The organism is Nonomuraea terrae (assembly GCF_004348995.1).
GTDB lineage: Bacteria > Actinomycetota > Actinomycetes > Streptosporangiales > Streptosporangiaceae > Nonomuraea > Nonomuraea terrae.
Window position 1 is genome coordinate 1 of record NZ_SMKQ01000204.1, and the last position, 16,396, is coordinate 16,396.

Sequence of the window (16,396 nt, forward strand, 5' to 3'; positions counted from 1 at the left end):
ACGCACGACCGTCCCGGCCCATCCCGCCCGCGACGCGGCCTGCCGCCCCTGGAGGTCCGGCGGCCGGAGGCGTCGTGCCGGAGGGCACTTGCCGAGATGTCCCGGGGCGTTCGGCCCCGACGCGGGCGCGTCTATTGTCGGTGGGCGCCGTTAGATTGCTCGCATGCATCGCCGTACGGAAACGCCGTCATGATCGACCTGACCGCCGACGAGGCGCGCCGCGTCATCCTGCGGGCGCAAGGGCTGATCGGCGCCGACGCCCGCAAGGGCGGGGTGCAGGGCATGCTGCGCCGCCTGGGCGCCGTGCAGCTCGACACCATCTCCGTCCTGGCCCGCTCCCACGAGCTGGTCGCCTACGCCCGGTTGGGCGCGGTGGGCCGGCCGACGGTCGAGCACGCCTACTGGCACAACCCCGCGCGCAGCTTCGAATACTGGTGCCACGCCGCCTGCATCCTGCCCATCGAGCACTGGCCCCTCTACTCGTTCCGCCGCCGCGCCTACCGCGAGCGGCGCTACCGCTGGCACGAGGTCCCCGACGGGGTGGAGAAGCTGCTCGACCAGGTCCGCGACTCCGGCCCGCTGACGACCTCCGACGTCGGCGGCGCCAAGAACGGCGGCCCCTGGTGGGACTGGTCCGACGCCAAGATCGGCCTGGAGTGGCTGCTCGACATCGGCGAGCTGGTCTGCACCCGCCGGGTCGGCTGGCGCCGCGTCTACGACCTGGCCGACCGCGCGGTCCCCGCCGACCTGCTGGCCGAGGACCCGTCCGACGAGGAGTGCATCGCCCGCCTGGCCGCCATCGCCGGTCGCTCGCTGGGCGTGGCCAACCGCACCGACCTGCTCGACTTCCTGCGCCTCAAGGGCCGCTACGCGGCGATCCTCGACGAGGTGCTGCTCAGCGGGGCCGCCGGGCTCGTGCCCGTGACCGTCTCCGGCTGGCCTGCCGGCAAGAAGGGCCAGGGCAACGCGTGGGCCGACCCCGCCGCCGTCGCGTCCGAGCCGCGCGGGCGTCACCGCACGACGCTGGTGTCGCCGTTCGACTCGCTCATCTGGCATCGGGGCCGCACCGAGCGGGTGTTCGGGTTCACCTACACGCTGGAGCTCTACGTCCCCAAGCACAAGCGGGTGCACGGCTACTTCACGATGCCGGTGCTGGCCGGAGGCCGCCTGATCGGCCGCGTCGACCCGGCGCGTGAGGGCTCCACCCTGGTGGCCCGGCAGGTCCACCTGGAGCCGGGCCTGTCCCCCGCCCGGTGGGCCGACGCCGTGCGCGAGGCGCTGTGGTCGGCCGCCGACTGGGTGGGCTGCGACGCCGTACGCGTCGAGCGCGCCGACCCGCCCGAGCTGATCCCTCTGCTCAACGCATGAGAGCAGCGGCCGACGCCGGCCGCCGCTCCCGGGGGGCGGTCAGGTGATCTCGAGCATGCGCTCCCTGACCGCGTAGACCACGGCTTCCATCCGCGAGTGCAGCTGCAGCTTGTCGAGAATGTTGCGGACGTGGTTCTTCACGGTGTTCTCGGAGATGAAGAGCTGCTTGGCGATCTCACGGTTGTTCATGCCCTTCGCCACCAGCCGCAGGACCTCCATCTCCCGTTCGGTCAGGCGGGGGACGGGAAGTTGGGGCGGGCGTTCGGACTCCTTGCGGCTCATGGAGGCGAACTCGTTGATGAGCTTCGCCGCCATCGCCGGGTTGATTAACGACTGGCCTTCGTGCACGCCGCGAACCGCGGCAGGGACGTCGTTGATCTGGACGTCCTTCAGCAGATAGCCGGTCGCTCCCGCCTTGATGGCCTCGAAAAGATCCTCTTCCTCGTCGCTCACCGTCAGCATGATGATGCGGGTGCTGGGGACGGAGGCCTTGATGCCCTTCGCCGCCTCGATCCCGTCCTGCCGGGGCATGCGCACATCCATGAGGGCGACGTCCGGCATGAGGCGGTCGGCCAGTTCGACCGCCTCCTGCCCGTCGCTCGCCTCACCGACCACCTCGATGTCGGGCTCGGCGGCCAGCGCCAACGCCAGGCTCCGTCGGATCAGCTCGTGATCGTCAACGATCAGCACGCGGATCGGCTCGTCAGCTGACGTGCGGGACTCGCCAGACTCTGTCACAAGGCCTCCTTGATCCGCCTCGCGACCGTCTTTCCCTCGCTTCGCTCGCTCACCTGAACCTGACTGAGCTCGCTCACGTCTCCTCCTCGTCGGGGGCCAGAGCCGTTGAACCGCCATGATGGCACGTGCCCGCGGTTCTCGGGTGGTCGAGAAGATCTTTTAGCGCGCGATCAGGGCTCTACGAGCCGCAACACGCCGTAGTTGTACCCGCGTCTGTTGTAGACGACGCAGGGCTGGCCGCTCTCCTTGTCACGGAAGAGATAGAAGTCGTGGCCGACCAGCTCCATCTCCAGCAGGGCCTGGTCGATCGTCATGGGTTCGGCTCGGTGGAACTTCTCCCTGACGACGAGCGGACCCTCGCCGTCCATCTCGATGGGGACGATGTCGTCGTAGAGCTGGTCGTTCTTCTGCTGGTACTCGTCCTCGTCAGGCTCTACCTGCTTGGGGACGGCGGGTTCGGTGCGGGGCTCGGGGCCGGCGGCGGCCGGAAGCGTCGCGGTGATCTCCGCCAGCGAGGGCGGGCAGTGGTTGCCGTGGTGGACCTTGCGCCGGTCGGCCAGCCTGCGCAGGCGGCCTTCCAGCTTGTCGAGGGCGAGGTCGAGGGCTGCGAACCGGTCATCGGCCGAGGCTTCGGCGCGGATGGCCGGCCCTCGGGAGTGAATGGTGAGCTCTACGCGCTCGCGCTGGTCGGCGAGTCGCGGGTTACGTTCCTTCGAAACCTCCACGTCGACTCGGATGAGTTTGTTGTCCAGACGTTCGATCCTGGCCAGCTTGGTCGTCACGTGGTCTCGGAACCGATCACTCACACCTGTGTGCCGGCCCTTGACGATGATGTCCATGCAACAGCCCCCTTCGTCTAACGACTGAGCAAGAGCGCCCGACCACCTGCGCGCCGGGCGGGGTCTTCTGTCTGCCTTTCTCGCACCGTTCCCCTCTTCCGACTCGGGTTCACCGGGATCTCTGATGGCACCCGTCCGGCCGACCTGGTCTTCGACCCCACATCCGCCTGCTGAGGATTTCGCGGCTCTGATGCCACTACTGCCCTTCTCTTCTGACGGGGGACATCTGGACCCCCGGGAAGGCAGGACTTACCCCTAAGCCGCACCGTGATCGGTCGACAAAGAGTCGCCTTACGTGGACCGTTTTGCCTGCGGCTGGCATCGGCTAGCAGGGTCGGGGACCCCGACCCTGCGCAACCACGGACCCGAACGGGTGCCATGTCAGAACGCTATCCGCATCCAGGACGAATGTCAGCCGGAGGATCGGCCGAAGGATCACTTTCCGTGGTTTCCCCCAGGGTGGTAAGCGCCTTCCCATGCCGGGTTCAACCGGTCGGCACCCCTTGCCAAGGCCTGCTTCCCGTACGCCACCAGGCGCGAAACATGTACGGGGATAGAGACATGTGACCAGTGGGCCAGGGTCGCGGGCGGAGCCCGTTTTCACGCACGGTCACCGTAATGTCTTAGCAGATCTTCGGCGTGTCGCTGCGACGGTGACGGCGAGCGGTACCGCGGCGCCCGTCGCGCGCAGCACCTCGGCTGCCTCGGCCAGGGTGGCCCCGGTCGTGACAATGTCATCCAGAAGCAGCACAACCGGCGCTGGAGGGACTTTCACGGCGTGGCGCACCTGGAGTGACCCCGCGAGATTGGCGACTCTCTCGGCGGAGCTCAGCCCCGCCTGGTCGGCCACGCCCCGCACCTGCCGTAGCGCGGGCCACAGCACGGCATCCAGCCCCAGCCCCCGCAGCCGCCGCGTGACCATCACCGCCAACCGCCCCACGGGATCATGCCCTCGCGTCCGCACCCGACGCCCGCCACTCGGCACCGGCACGACAGCGAACCGCCCGCCGACATACGCAGCCGCGTGCGCGTCGGCCACCACCGCCGCGACGGCCGCGCTCACCACAGCGTCGGCCAGCACACCGGCGAGCGCGACGGCACCCCGCTCCTTGTAAGCCACGATCGCCGTACGCACCACCCCCTCGTAAGGGGCAGCGGACCAGCAGTCGGGCAGGCCGGCCAACACCGGAACGGGCCTGCGCCTGGCAGGCGCGCCCATCAAGGCGACACGACACCCCGCACACCACGACGCCCCCTTGCTCCCGCACCCCACGCAGGACGCCGGCAGAACGAGATCGAGAACAGCAGCCAGCACACGCCCACCATGCCGCCTCCCACCGACAATTCCCGGCCACCCACCACCGCTCGACGACCACCGACGCCGCTCTGCCGGCCAACTGGGCCTGTCGCGGGGATGAGACCCACGGCAACGCGGCACGAACCGCGCCGCCCCCACCGCGTCTGAGGACAGCCGGCGCACGCGGGCCGGGGCCGTTCACCCGGCGAAGGCGCGTGCGGGCCAGGGCCGCTCGACTGAGAAGCGCTGCGCTGGCCAGGGCTCGTTGACACGCGGGAGTGGGTCGTGGGCCGCTGTTGGGCCCGAGGGAAGCCCCGGTCGTCGCGGCTGAGGCGAGTATCCGGCGTGCGGAGCCCGCAGCGAGTACCCCGCTCGTGCAGCCCGCAGCGATTACCCGGCTCGTGGAGCCGGGTGAGTTGCGCCGTCGGAGCCGGAGGGCCGGTTGGGTCAGCCGAGGGGGAAGAGGGGGGCGCCGGCGTCGGTTTCAAGCTTGGTGGCCCAGGTTTGGCGGTCCTGGTTGAGTTCGAGGAGTTTGGTGCCTTTTTCGGTTTCGGCCTCGGCCAGGATGCGGTCGTCCAGCGCCGCCACCGAGTTGAGGCGGTCCTTCAGCGGCACCCCCGTCGTCTCCCCGTCGCCGACGTTGATCTCGTTGAGGATCTGTCCCGCCTTGGTCTGCACGAGCACGAGCAGGTGCTCGTCGTCGCCCCACGCCACGTCGGTGATCTCGGAGCCCATCTCGATGGTGGTCAGCAACTGCAGGTTGCCCAGCATCGTGCCGCCGCCGGTGAGGGCGCCGATCTGGACGGTGTTCTTCCCGGTCGTCACCGCCACCCGGACGCCGTCCCTGGCGATCCGCAGCCGCGTCACGTCGAGTTTCTCCACCTCGGGCGCCGACACGCGCTCCGGCGCCTGCCCGTGGGCCGGGTCGTAGCGCAGCAGGACGGCGTTGTCGCGGTCGTACGTCCAGAGGGACCCGTCCCGATGCCAGGTCGGCGGCGTCAGGGACTCGCCGTGGATGACCTCCTGCCAGCGGCCGTCCTGCGTCAGCGAGGCCACCGAGATGCCGGTCGTGGTCAGCGCCGCGACCAGCGGGGGGCCGTCCTTGGACAGGGACATCGCGAAGTCGGAGTACCCCTCGCGCGGCTCGCCGGCCGCGCCCGGCACGACGCCCTCGGGGCGGTCCTTGCCGAGGTGGCGGACGGCGCCCCGGCTGACGTAGTAGGCGTGGTCGCCGCTGTCGTCGAGCCAGTGCTCGTCGGAGTTGGGCCGGTCGACGGCGTACGGCTCGCCGTTCACCTGGATCTCGATGATGCGGCCCTTGGCCACGTCGTTGTTGTTCAGGGTGTAGCGGATCTGCGCCCTGAGCGCGTCCTCGGCGCTCAGGTCGAGCGGGTCCAGCGGGCTGGCGAGGTCGATGACCACGCGTTCCTCGCCCGACCTCACCGACTCGATCGCGGTGCCCGGCGGGAAGCTGGTGGACACCGCGCCCTGCAGGGCCGCGGTCGGCTGCTGCAGCAGGCGTTCGAGCACGGTCTGGGCGAAGCGCTCGGTGGTCTTCATCCGCAGGCGTACGCGGTCGACGACCAGCCGGTCCTGGGTGCTGCGGTTGAGGTAGTAGAGATTCGTCGGCCGGTAGGCCCGGTCGACGTCGGAGGCGGTGAGCAGCAGCCCGGGGGGCAGCGCGTTGACGCGGTAGCCGCCGCCGGGCGCCTTGACCAGCTCGTACGGACGCTCCCACGCCCCGGCCGTGGGCACGTACGAGTCGTCCTCCTTGATGGAGGCCACCGAGCTGCCCTTGAGTGTCACGGTCTGCACGGTCTCGGTGCCGTCGCCCGGCGGGGGCGCGACGATCTCGAAGGCGTCGTCGATCACCGTCACCGGTCCGGAGGCGTTCCACGTGGCCTTGGCCTCGGGTGTCAGGTACTGCTGCAGGACCGACGGGTCGTCGGGGTAGGCGGCCATGGCGGCCTGCATGCCCTTGATCGTCTCCTCCGGTCCCCATTCGCGCTGCGGTCCGATGGCGATCATGCGCTGGAACGGCCTGCCCAGGGGATCGCCCGCGCCGACGTCGCTCACCGCGATGGGGCCGCTCAGCGGTATGACGGTGCACCCGGAGCCCGTGCACGTCACGGCGGCCATGATGGCCGTCACCGCGGCGAAGCGTCTAGTCCTCGTCATAACCGCCCCCGTCGGCGACCGCCGGCAGGAGGACCGGCGTCATGGACGTACGCCAGGTGCGCCGCATCTCGATCTCGGGCGGCACCAGTGGCAGCGGCGAGCCCTTGAGGTCGGCGCCTGCGGTGCGCGGCAGCGTCAGCCGGAACTGCGAGCCCTCGCCGGGCTGGCCCCACGCCTGGAGCCAGCCGCCGTGCAGGGCGGCGTCCTCGCGGGAGATCGCCAGCCCGAGCCCGGTGCCGCCGATGGTGCGCGCCCGTGACGGGTCGGCCCGCCAGAACCGGTCGAAGACCAGGGTGTCCTCGCCGGGTTTGAGGCCGATCCCGTGGTCGCGTACGGCCACCGCCACCGCGTCGCGGTCGCCGCCCACGGTGACCACGACGTCGCGGCCCTCGCCGTGCTCGATGGCGTTGAACAGCAGGTTGCGCAGGATGCGCTCGACCCGCCGGTTGTCGACCTCGGCCATGCAGGGCTCGTTGGGCAGCCGCAGCTCGAAGCGGGTGGAGTGACGCTCGGCCAGCGCCTCGGAGTCGGCGATGGCGCGCAGCACCAGGTCGCGCACGTCGACGGGGTCGAGGTCGAGCGTGGCGGCGCCGGCGTCGTAACGGCTGATCTCCAGCAGGTCGGCCAGCATCGACTCGAACCGCTCCAGCTGCGCCTGCATGAGCTCGGCCGAACGGGAGGCCATCGGGTCGAAGTCCTCGCGAGCGTCGTACAGCAGGTCGGCGGCCATGCGGACGGTGGTCAGCGGCGTGCGCAGCTCGTGGGAGACGTCGGAGACGAACTGGCGCTGGACCTGCGACAACTCCTCCAGCTGGTGGATCTTCAGCGCGAGGTTGGCGGCCATCTCGTTGAACGAGTTGGCCAGCCGGGCCAGGTCGTCCTCGCCGCGCACCTTGAGCCGTTCGTCGAGCTTGCCTGCGGCCAGGCGCTCGGCGGCCTGGCGGGCCAGGCGTACGGGAGTGACGACCTGGCGGGTGACGAGGTAGGCGATGGCGGCGAGCAGCAGCACGAGCCCGAGACCCACCACGACGATGGCGAGCCGGACGTTGACCAGCAGCTGCTCTTCCTCGTCGAGCGGGAAGAAGTGGTAGACCTCGTAGCTCTCGCCGCTGGTCGGCACGTGGACGACGCCGCCGATGACGTACGTCAGCCGCGACTGCCCCTCCTCGGCGAACCGGATCTTTCCCGTGGTCGCCAAGGGCTCGTCGTACTGCTGGTCGCGGATGTTGCGCTGCAGGCCCAGCTGGAGGTTGGCCGGCACGTCGCCGGGCACGACCGTCCCCGACCCCCGCGAGGCGCCGGGGAGGCGCCGGTTGAGCACCAGCATGTCGTAGCGCTTCTCGGTGCCGCCCTCGCCGGAGCCCGTGATGGTGTCCATCACCTCGTCGAGCGGGTTGGCCGAGCCCTGCTTGCCGCTGTCGGTGGTCTTGTCCTGGTCGTCGGTCTCGGGGGCGAGCGCGTCGGCGATCTGCAGCCGGTCGGCGAACGCCTCACTGTTCGAGGACTCCTGGGTGCTGTCGACGACCGACTTGCTGATCTGCCCGAACAGGAACGTGCCGAGCACCACCACGACGATGACCGAGATCACCATCGTGCTGGTGACCACCTGGAGCTGCAGCGAGCGCCGCCACGTGCTGCGCGCCTTGCCCGCCGCACGACGCACCCTCCGGCGGGCGCCGCCGAGAATCTGGCGGAACGTCCGTCGGGAGCGGCGCTGGTTCGTCGGGGGCATGGCGGGGTGTCGGAAGCTCAGGCAGGGCCGGCTTTGTAGCCCACGCCGCGGACCGTGACGACGATCTCAGGGTGTTCGGGGTCCTTCTCGATCTTCGCCCGGAGCCGCTGCACGTGCACGTTGACCAGGCGCGTGTCGGCGGCGTGGCGGTAGCCCCACACCTGCTCGAGCAGGACCTCGCGGGTGAAGACCTGGCGCGGCTTGCGGGCCAGCGCCACCAGCAGGTCGAACTCCAGCGGCGTCAGGTTGATGGTCTCGTCGCCGCGCTTGACCGAGTGGCCGGCCACGTCGATGGTGATGTCGCCGATCTGCAGGATCTCGGGGGTCGGCTCGTCGGTACGGCGCAGCCGCGCCCGCACCCGCGCCACGAGCTCCTTCGGCTTGAACGGCTTGACGATGTAGTCGTCGGCGCCCGACTCCAGCCCCAGCACCACGTCGATCGTGTCGCTCTTGGCGGTGAGCATGACGATGGGAACCCCCGACTCAGCCCTGATCCTGCGGGCGACGTCGATGCCGTCGGCTCCCGGCAGCATCAGGTCGAGCAGGACCAGGTCCGGGCGTGTATCCCGGAACGCGTCGAGGGCCTTGTCGCCGTCGGAGACAAATGACGGCTCGAAGCCCTCTCCCCGCAGCACGATCCCGAGCATCTCGGCGAGAGCGGCGTCGTCGTCAACGACCAGCACGCGACCTTTCATGGCCCCTCATTCGTTTCTACGCATTGTGGGACATACCCGCACGATCACTGAAGGTTACCCTTGGTAGGCCCATGTGCGACACATGAGCCTGACGAGAGGCGAACGTGCCGCCCGCCCCCGCGACCGCTTTCCCAGTCTGCGGTAACAGAGCAGCTTTCGGCCATCCCTGGATGTGAACCGTGCCCGGATTCGCCGGAGAATGCGGGCGAGATCGGACGACGAATCTCCTCCGTGACACCAAGCTCCCGCCCAGCATGCCAGGATTGGGATATGTCAGACGGTCACGGTCCCATGCCCGAGACGCCATCAGGCTGGTCGGCCGAACAGCCCCCGCCGTACAGCGCCCCGCCGGCCTCCCCGTGGACCGCGCCCGGCTCGCAGCAGCAGGTGCCCTACGGCGGCCAGCCGCACGGGCAGCCGCCCTATCAGCAGGCGCCCGCCGGCCACGGGCCGGGAACACCCTATCCCCCCTATGCAGGCCAGGGTCCCGGATACGGCTACATGCCGCCTCCGCCGGCGCTGCGGCCCGGCATCATCCCCCTGCACCCGCTGCGCCTCGGCGACGTCCTCGACGGCACGATCAAGCTGATCCGCTCCAACCCCAAGTCGGTGCTGGGCCTGTCGGCCGCGGCCGCGCTCGTGGTCTCCGTGCCGGTCGCGCTGGGGCAGGCGTACGTGTTCGACTCCGCGGCGAGCATCGCCGCCGACCCCGGCAGCGTGACCACCGGCGACCTGTACGGCAGCCTCGCCGTCCAGTACGGCGGCACCCTGATCTCGCTCGCCGTGCAGTTCGTCGTCGTCACCATGCTGACCGGCGTGCTGACCCGCATCCTCGGCCGGGCCGTCTTCGGCGGCACGGTGAGCGCGGGCGAGGCCTGGCGGCTGGTCAAGGGCCGGGTAGGGGCGCTGTTCGGCGTGGTGGCGCTGATGGCCGTCATCATGGTCGTGCCGTTGATCGTCTTCGTGCTGCTCATGGCGGCGCTCGCGACGACGGGTGAGTTCACCCTGGTGGCCGTCGCGACGCTGCTGTTCATCGTCGCCTACTTCGTCTACTACCTGTTCTTCAAGACGCGCTTCGCGTTCGCCCCGGCCGCCGTGGTGCTGGAGGGCAGGGGGCCGATCGACGCCATGCGGCGCTCGTGGCAGCTGGTGACGGGCGACTTCTGGCGGGTGCTCGGCATCCTGCTGCTCACCTGGATCCTCGTGGGCATCGTCTCGACCGTCCTCGCCTTCCCGTTCTCGTTCGCCGGCACCATGTTCAGCGCGATGGGCGCGGGCACGGCCGCCACCGCCATCGTCTCGGCGCTGTTCCTCACCATCGGCTACACGATCGGCTCGATGCTCACCTACCCGTTCGAGGCAGGTGTGGCCGGCCTGCTCTACGCCGACCGGCGCATGCGTGCCGAGGCGTTCGACCTCGTGCTCCAGACGGCCGCCATCGAACAGCAGCGCCAGGGCTGGGTGCACTCCTCGGCCGACGACCTGTGGCACCCGTCCAACTCCGCCAGGCCGTGAGCCCGATCGGCAGGGACGAGGCCGCCCAGAGGGCCGCGACCGAGCTCCTCGACCCCCAGTACGCGAAGGAGTCGCTGCTCGACCTGATCTACCGGCGGGTCATGCAGTTCCTCGGCGACCTCGTCGACGCCGCCACCGGCGGCGGCACGGCCGGCGGCGTCATCGCCGCCGCGGCGATCGTTCTCATCCTCCTCAGCGTGATCACCCTGGTGGGCTGGCAGCTGCGCAGGACGACTCGCAGGAAGGCGCTCTTGACGGGCGGGCTGTTCGGCGAGCAGGCGATGACCGCGGCCGAGCACCGGCGGGCCGCCGAGGGCCTCGCCTTGGAGGGCCGCTGGGCCGAGGCCGTCCGCGAGCGTTTCCGTGCCATCGCCCGCGACATGGAGGAACGCGCGCTGGTCAGCGGCATGCCGGGGCGTACGGCCGGCGAGCTCGCGGCGGAGGCTGCGGTGTCGCTGCCGGCGTTCGCGGCGGAGCTGTCGGCCGGGGCGCGGTCGTTCGACGACGTGACCTACGGCGGGGTGCCGGGCACCAGGGAGGCGTACGACGCGATGACCTCGCTCGACACCCGCCTCCAGCAGGCCCGGCCGGTCCTCGCGACCGTGGGGACGGCCGGGTACGGCGGAGGTGCACGGTGACCGCGGTGAGCGTGGGGACGGCCGGGTACGGCGGAGGTGCGCGGTGAGCGTGGAGACGCGTCCGCCGCAGGCCGGGGAGTCGTACGCGACCTCACCCACCGTGCGCTCGGTCTGGCGCTCCGGGCGCGGCATCGCGCTGGTGGGCGTCCTGGCCGTGATCGCCGCCGTCATCGGGCTGCTGATCGGCCCCGACCGCGGGCCGGCGCGCCCGCTCGACCCCGACGACGCCTCGCTCTCGGGCTCGAAGGCGCTGGCCGAGCTGCTGCGCGACCGCGGCGTCACCGTCGACAGGGTCGACTCGGTGGCGGCCGCCGCCGCCAAGGCCGCCACCGGCGACCGTGTGCTGGTGATCACCGACACCGCCTACCACGACGAGTTCGCCCTGACCGCGATCCCCGGTGACCGCCTGATCGTCGGCGACCTGCTGGGGCTGCCGGTCCTCGCCCCCGGCGTCCGCATGGAGCCGGACTTCGCACGTCCGCGCTCCCGCGAGCCCGCGTGCGGGCTGCCGGCCGCGACGGCCGCGGGAAGCGCGTACCTCGGCGGGCCGGTCATGCGGGGGCCCGCGGGCGCGACCGCCTGCTACCCGGCCGGCGACGGGCACCTGCTGGTCAGGTTCACCCACGGCGGCGGCGTCACCACGGTCGTCGGCGACGGCGGCTTCATGACCAACCAGCGCCTGGCCGAAGACGGCAACGCGGCCCTGGCGCTCAACCTCATCGGCACCGGCAAGCCCGTCACCTGGCTGGTGCGCCCCGACGAGCCGCCGGCCCTCGACCTGCCGGGCGAGCAGGGCCGGTCGATGCACGACCTGATGCCCGGCAACATCCGGTGGGCCGTCTACATGGCGATCATCGCCCTGGCCGTCACCGCGTTCTGGCGGGGCAGACGGCTCGGGCCCGTGGTGGCCGAGCGGCTGCCCGTCATCGTCAGGGCGGCCGAGACCGTCGAGGGGCGGGGCCGCCTCTACCGGGCCAGGCGTGCCAGGGGACGCGCGGCCGACGCGCTGCGCGAGGGCACGATCGACCGGCTCGTCCCCCGGCTCGGGCTCGCCTCGGGCGCCGGGCGGCACGAGGTCGTCGCCGCGCTCGCGGCGCGTACGGGCCAGGACCCCCAGCAGCTCGGCGCCGTGCTCTACGGGCCGCCGCCGGACCACGACGCGGGGCTCGTCGCGCTGGCCGGACACTTGGACGCGATCGAAAGGCAGGTCATTGAACCCTGAGGAGACGTACCACGCGACGGTCACGGCCGACTCGGCGAGGGAGGCCCTGGCGGCGCTGCGCGCCGAGGTGTCCAAGGCCGTGGTCGGCCAGGACTCCGTGGTGACGGGGCTGGTCATCGCCCTGCTGTGCGGGGGGCACGTGCTGCTGGAGGGCGTGCCCGGCGTGGCCAAGACGCTGATGGTCCGCACGCTCTCGGCGGCGCTGTCGCTCGACTTCAAGCGGGTGCAGTTCACCCCCGACCTGATGCCGGGCGACGTGACCGGGTCGCTGATCTACGACTCGAAGACGGCGGAGTTCGAGTTCCGCGAGGGGCCGGTGTTCACGAACCTGCTGCTGGCCGACGAGATCAACCGCACCCCGCCGAAGACCCAGGCGGCGCTGCTGGAGGCGATGGAGGAGCGGCAGGTCACCGTGGAGGGCTCGGCCCGGCCGCTGCCCGACCCGTTCGTGGTGTGCGCGACGCAGAACCCCGTCGAGTACGAGGGCACCTACCAGCTGCCCGAGGCCCAGCTCGACCGGTTCCTGCTCAAGCTGACCGTACCGCTGCCGCCGCGCGAGCACGAGATCGCGGTGCTCGACCGGCACGCCCGCGGCTTCGACCCGCGCGACCTGTCGCAGGTCAAGGCCGTGGCCTCGGCGCGGGACCTGGCGGCGGCGCGGGAGGCGGCGGCCACGGTGCACATCGCACCCGAGGTGCTCGGCTACATCGTCGACGTCGCCCGCGCCACCAGGAACTCCCCGTCGCTGCAGCTCGGCGTCTCGCCGCGTGGGGCCACGGCGCTGCTCGCCGCCTCGCGGGCGTGGGCGTGGCTGTCCGGGCGGCCGTACGTCACGCCTGACGACGTGAAAGCGGTGGCCAGGCCGGCGCTGCGGCACCGGATCCAGCTGCGGCCGGAGGCCGAGCTGGAGGGCGCCACCGCCGACGGCCTGCTCGACGGCATCCTCGCCTCGGTCCCGGTCCCGCGCTGATGGCTCTGACGGGACGTGCGGGGCTGCTCGCGGCGCTCGGGATCGCGGTGGTGCTGTTCGCGCCGCGGCCCGGAGCCGCGCTGGCCGGGGTCTGCCTGCTGCTGGCCGCCGGGATCCTCGTGGACCTGGCGTTCGCCGGCGCGGTTCGCCCACTGCGCTTCCACCGCTCCGGCGACACCCTGATACGCCTCGGCCAGCGGGCCACGGTGGAGCTGGTGGTGGAGAACCCGGGCGGCAGGCGTGTGCGCGGCCTGCTGCGCGACGCCTGGCCGCCCTCGGCGGGCGCGACCCCGCGTACGGCCGCCATCGACGTGCCCGCCGGGGAACGCCGCAGGATCGTCGTGACGCTCGCCCCCACGCGGCGCGGCGACCGCTCGTCCGCGGCGGTCACCGTGCGCTCGGTCGGGCCGCTGGGGCTGGCCGCCCGCCAGGGCAGCCATCAGGCGCCGTGGACGGTGCGCGTGCTGCCGCCGTTCCTGTCCCGCAAGCACCTGCCCTCCCGCCTGGCCCGGCTGCGCGAGCTGGACGGCCGGCACCCCGCTCTGGTCCGCGGCCAGGGCACCGAGTTCGACTCCCTGCGCGAGTACGTGGTCGGCGACGACGTGCGGTCCATCGACTGGCGGGCCACCGCGCGCCGCAACGACGTGGTGGTGCGCACGTGGCGGCCCGAGCGCGACCGCCGGGTGCTCATCGTGCTCGACACCGGCCGCACGTCCGCGGGCCGGGTGGGCGAGGCGCCGACCCCCATGGCGGGGGCCGCTCCCACGGGCGGCGGCCTGCTGGCCGGGCCGGACGCGCTGCCCACGCCGGGCTGGCCGCGGCTCGACTGGTCGATGGACGCCGCGCTGCTGCTGGCCGCGCTGGCGGCCAGGGCCGGCGACCGCGTCGACTTCCTCGCCCACGACCGGGCCGTACGCGCCTGGGTGAGCGGCGCCTCGCGCACCGAGCTGCTGTCGTCGCTGGTCAGCGCGATGGCACCGATCGAGGCGGAGCTGGTCGAGGCCGACGCGCAGGGCATGGTGGCCGCCGTCCTGTCGCGCGCCAAGCGGCGCTGCCTGGTCGTGCTGCTGACCGACCTCAACGCGGCGGCCCTGGACGAGGGGCTCATGCCGGTCCTGCCGCAGCTCTCCTCGCGCCACCTGGTGCTGGTGGCGGGGGTGTCCGACCCGCGGGTGGCCGCCATGGCGGGCCGCCGGGGCACGGCCGAGGAGCTGTACGACGCCGCGGCGGCCGAGCAGGCCCAGCTCGGACGCAGGCGCATCACGGCCAGGCTGCGGCGGCACGGCGTGGAGGTCGTGGACGCGCCGCCGGACGACATCGCGCCCGCGCTCGCGGACGCCTACCTCGCCCTGAAGGCCGCCGGCCGCCTCTGAGGCAGGCCCTGAGACAGGCCCTGAGACAGGCCCTGAGGCAGGCGCTGAGTCAGGCGCTGGGGGCGACGTCGGGGGCGCGTTCGAGGTCGCCGGTCTCGTTCCTGGCCACCGCGCGGCGGCCGAAGACGATCACGTACGCGAGGAAGGCGACCTCGGCGAGCACCCCGATGCCGACGCGCGCCCACGTCGGCAGCCCGGAGGGCGTCACGAACGCCTCGATCAGCCCCGACAGGAACAGCACCACGACGAGCCCCAGGGCCACGCTCATCACGGCCCGGCCCTGCTCGGCCAGCACCTCGACGCGCCTGCGCGGGCCCGGGTCGATGACCGTCCAGCCGAGCCGCATGCCGACGGCCGCCGCCAGGAACACGGCGGTCAGCTCCAGCAGCCCGTGCGGCAGGATCAGGCCGAAGAAGATGTCGAGCTTGTCGCGGGAGGCCATGAGCCCGGCGGAGACGGCGACGTTCTCGGCGTTGGCGTAGAGCACGTACGGGATGGGCAGGCCCAGCACCACCGCGTAGCCGATCGTCTGGACCGCGAGCCAGGCGTTGTTGGTCCACACGCGCCCGGCGAAGGAGGCGGCCGGGTGCTCGGAGTAGTAGTCGGCGAAGTCCTCTTCGACAAGCTGGGTGATCTGCTCGGGGCTGGCGATCGACGCCTGGACGTCGGGGTTGGCCGCCACCCACGCCCCGATCACCCAGGCGACCGCCACGAACGCCAGCGAGCTGGCCAGCCACCACCACCGCGCCCGGTAGGCGACCACGGGGAACGACACCGTGAAGAAGCGCACCAGCTCACGCCAGGCCGGCGCGTGCGCGCCCGTCACCGCCGAACGAGCCCTGGCCACCAGCGCCGACAGCCGTCCGACCAGCATGGGGTCGGAAGAGGACGAGCGGACGATGGACAGATGCGTGGACACCCGCTGGTAGAGCTCCACCAGCTCGTCCACCTCGGTGCCCGTCAGTGACGAGCGGTGCTTGACGAGATGGTCGAGCCGGTCCCACACAGGGCGGTGTGCCGTGACGAATGCATCGATGTCCACCCGAACATTCTGGCCGCTCGAACACCCACGGTTAGCCGTTAGGCTCCACATATGTCAGAGGTTGTGACGGGCGACGCGGTAGTCGTCGAGGTGCGCGTGGCCCAGATGCCCTCGCGCGCGCTGGCGATCCTCATCGACCTCGCCGTCCAGTTCGCCGTGCTGATCGGCGCGTACGCCCTGTTGAGCGCGTTCGCCCCGATCACGGACGCGGCCACGTTCGGCACGGTCATGGTGGTGTTCGTCGTGCTGGTGATGGTCGGCTACCCGGTGGTCTTCGAGTCCCTCAGCAGGGGCCGCAGCCTCGGCAAGCTGGCGCTCGGCCTGCGCGTGGTCGGCGACGACGGCAGCCCCGAGCGTTTCCGTCAGGCGTTGTTCCGCGGGGTCGCCGGAGTGGTGGAGTTCTGGCTGCTGTGGGGGGCGCCGGCGCTGATCGCGTCGCTGGTCTCGCAGCGCGGCAAGCGGGTCGGCGACGTCTTCGCCGGCACCATCGTGATCTCCGACCGGGCACCGCGCGACTCGTCCCCGCCGGTCGTGATGCCGCCGCAGCTCGCGGGGTGGGCGGCCACGCTGGAGCTCTCCCAGCTGCCCGCCGAGGTGGCGCAGGCCGCCCGGCAGTACCTGTCGCGCTGGCACGACCTGTCGCCGCTGGTCCAGCACGAGATGGGGGTGCGCATCGCGAACCAGGTGGCGGGATACGTCTCGCCGGCCGCGCCGGCCGGGGTGCCGCCGCACGCGTACCTGAGCGCGGTCCTGGCCGAGCGCCGCCGCCGGGAGGAGGCCCGCTTCGCC

At 71.8% G+C, this 16,396-nt stretch carries 14 protein-coding genes; 7 read left to right on the plus strand and 7 right to left on the minus strand.

Annotation, left to right across the window (positions count from 1 at the left end; translation table 11 throughout):
• Positions 1-189 precede the first annotated feature (189 nt).
• A complete protein-coding gene (locus tag E1286_RS38455; protein WP_132620777.1) occupies positions 190-1,368 on the plus strand; it encodes a winged helix-turn-helix domain-containing protein in 1,179 nt (392 codons plus the stop codon).
• A gap of 39 nt (positions 1,369-1,407) precedes the next feature.
• Here E1286_RS38455 and E1286_RS38460 read toward each other — a convergent pair whose 3' ends face one another.
• The 6 genes from E1286_RS38460 to mtrA all read right to left on the minus strand — a co-directional run bounded on the left by E1286_RS38460 (position 1,408) and on the right by mtrA (position 8,847).
• On the minus strand, positions 1,408-2,106 hold the full coding sequence (locus E1286_RS38460) for a response regulator (RefSeq protein WP_132620779.1): 699 nt from the start codon (positions 2,104-2,106) through the stop codon (positions 1,408-1,410).
• 170 nt (positions 2,107-2,276) lie between these two features.
• Positions 2,277-2,945 carry a ribosome hibernation-promoting factor, HPF/YfiA family gene (gene hpf, locus E1286_RS38465; RefSeq protein ID WP_132620781.1) on the minus strand — a complete coding sequence of 223 codons (669 nt, stop codon included), beginning with the start codon at positions 2,943-2,945 and terminating at the stop codon, positions 2,277-2,279.
• 610 nt (positions 2,946-3,555) lie between these two features.
• Positions 3,556-4,080 (minus strand): ComF family protein, encoded by a 525-nt coding sequence (locus tag E1286_RS38470; protein WP_246075524.1) that lies wholly within the window; start codon positions 4,078-4,080, stop codon positions 3,556-3,558.
• Positions 4,081-4,689: 609 nt separating this feature from the next.
• Positions 4,690-6,420, minus strand: a complete 1,731-nt coding sequence (locus tag E1286_RS38475; protein ID WP_132620785.1) for an LpqB family beta-propeller domain-containing protein — start codon at positions 6,418-6,420, stop codon at positions 4,690-4,692.
• Complete coding sequence (gene mtrB, locus E1286_RS38480) at positions 6,407-8,152, minus strand: MtrAB system histidine kinase MtrB (protein ID WP_132620787.1); 1,746 nt, start codon at positions 8,150-8,152, stop codon at positions 6,407-6,409. Before mtrB ends, E1286_RS38475 begins: the two co-directional genes overlap by 14 nt.
• Before the next feature lie 17 nt (positions 8,153-8,169).
• Positions 8,170-8,847 carry an MtrAB system response regulator MtrA gene (gene mtrA, locus E1286_RS38485; RefSeq protein WP_090763607.1) on the minus strand — a complete coding sequence of 226 codons (678 nt, stop codon included), beginning with the start codon at positions 8,845-8,847 and terminating at the stop codon, positions 8,170-8,172.
• Positions 8,848-9,117: 270 nt separating this feature from the next.
• On the opposite strand from mtrA, the gene E1286_RS38490 reads away from it, so the two are divergent.
• From E1286_RS38490 to E1286_RS38510, 5 genes are read left to right on the plus strand one after another with little or no spacing between them, the layout of a single operon-like run.
• A complete protein-coding gene (locus E1286_RS38490) occupies positions 9,118-10,362 on the plus strand; it encodes a DUF7847 domain-containing protein (RefSeq protein WP_246075525.1) in 1,245 nt (414 codons plus the stop codon).
• The gene (locus E1286_RS38495; protein ID WP_132620789.1) at positions 10,359-11,000 is read left to right on the plus strand and encodes a DUF4129 domain-containing protein; all 642 of its coding nucleotides are present in this window, start codon (positions 10,359-10,361) and stop codon (positions 10,998-11,000) included. The genes E1286_RS38490 and E1286_RS38495 overlap by 4 nt, the downstream gene beginning before the upstream one ends.
• 43 nt (positions 11,001-11,043) lie before the next feature.
• Positions 11,044-12,222: a DUF4350 domain-containing protein gene (locus tag E1286_RS38500; RefSeq protein ID WP_246075526.1), complete on the plus strand. Its 1,179-nt coding sequence runs from the start codon at positions 11,044-11,046 to the stop codon at positions 12,220-12,222.
• Positions 12,212-13,192 carry an AAA family ATPase gene (locus E1286_RS38505; protein ID WP_132620791.1) on the plus strand — a complete coding sequence of 327 codons (981 nt, stop codon included), beginning with the start codon at positions 12,212-12,214 and terminating at the stop codon, positions 13,190-13,192. The genes E1286_RS38500 and E1286_RS38505 overlap by 11 nt, the downstream gene beginning before the upstream one ends.
• Positions 13,192-14,565 carry a DUF58 domain-containing protein gene (locus E1286_RS38510; protein ID WP_132620793.1) on the plus strand — a complete coding sequence of 458 codons (1,374 nt, stop codon included), beginning with the start codon at positions 13,192-13,194 and terminating at the stop codon, positions 14,563-14,565. Before E1286_RS38505 ends, E1286_RS38510 begins: the two co-directional genes overlap by 1 nt.
• Positions 14,566-14,614: 49 nt before the next feature.
• On the opposite strand, the gene E1286_RS38515 is transcribed toward E1286_RS38510, so the two are convergent.
• Positions 14,615-15,607, minus strand: a complete 993-nt coding sequence (locus tag E1286_RS38515; RefSeq protein WP_132620795.1) for a stage II sporulation protein M — start codon at positions 15,605-15,607, stop codon at positions 14,615-14,617.
• 51 nt (positions 15,608-15,658) lie between these two features.
• Here E1286_RS38515 and E1286_RS38520 point away from each other — a divergent pair.
• Positions 15,659-16,396, plus strand: a 738-nt coding sequence (locus tag E1286_RS38520) for an RDD family protein (protein ID WP_132620797.1), incomplete at its 3' end; no start/stop codon positions are given.

Bases quoted from the DNA above. Each gene is read 5' to 3' on its own strand.
- E1286_RS38455 (WP_132620777.1), top strand. From the start codon at position 190: ATGATCGACCTGACCGCCGACGAGGCGCGCCGCGTCATCCTGCGGGCG.
- hpf (WP_132620781.1), bottom strand. From the start codon at position 2,945: ATGGACATCATCGTCAAGGGCCGGCACACAGGTGTGAGTGATCGGTTC.
- E1286_RS38475 (WP_132620785.1), bottom strand. From the start codon at position 6,420: ATGACGAGGACTAGACGCTTCGCCGCGGTGACGGCCATCATGGCCGCC.
- mtrB (WP_132620787.1), bottom strand. From the start codon at position 8,152: ATGCCCCCGACGAACCAGCGCCGCTCCCGACGGACGTTCCGCCAGATT.
- mtrA (WP_090763607.1), bottom strand. From the start codon at position 8,847: ATGAAAGGTCGCGTGCTGGTCGTTGACGACGACGCCGCTCTCGCCGAG.
- E1286_RS38490 (WP_246075525.1), top strand. From the start codon at position 9,118: ATGTCAGACGGTCACGGTCCCATGCCCGAGACGCCATCAGGCTGGTCG.
- E1286_RS38510 (WP_132620793.1), top strand. From the start codon at position 13,192: ATGGCTCTGACGGGACGTGCGGGGCTGCTCGCGGCGCTCGGGATCGCG.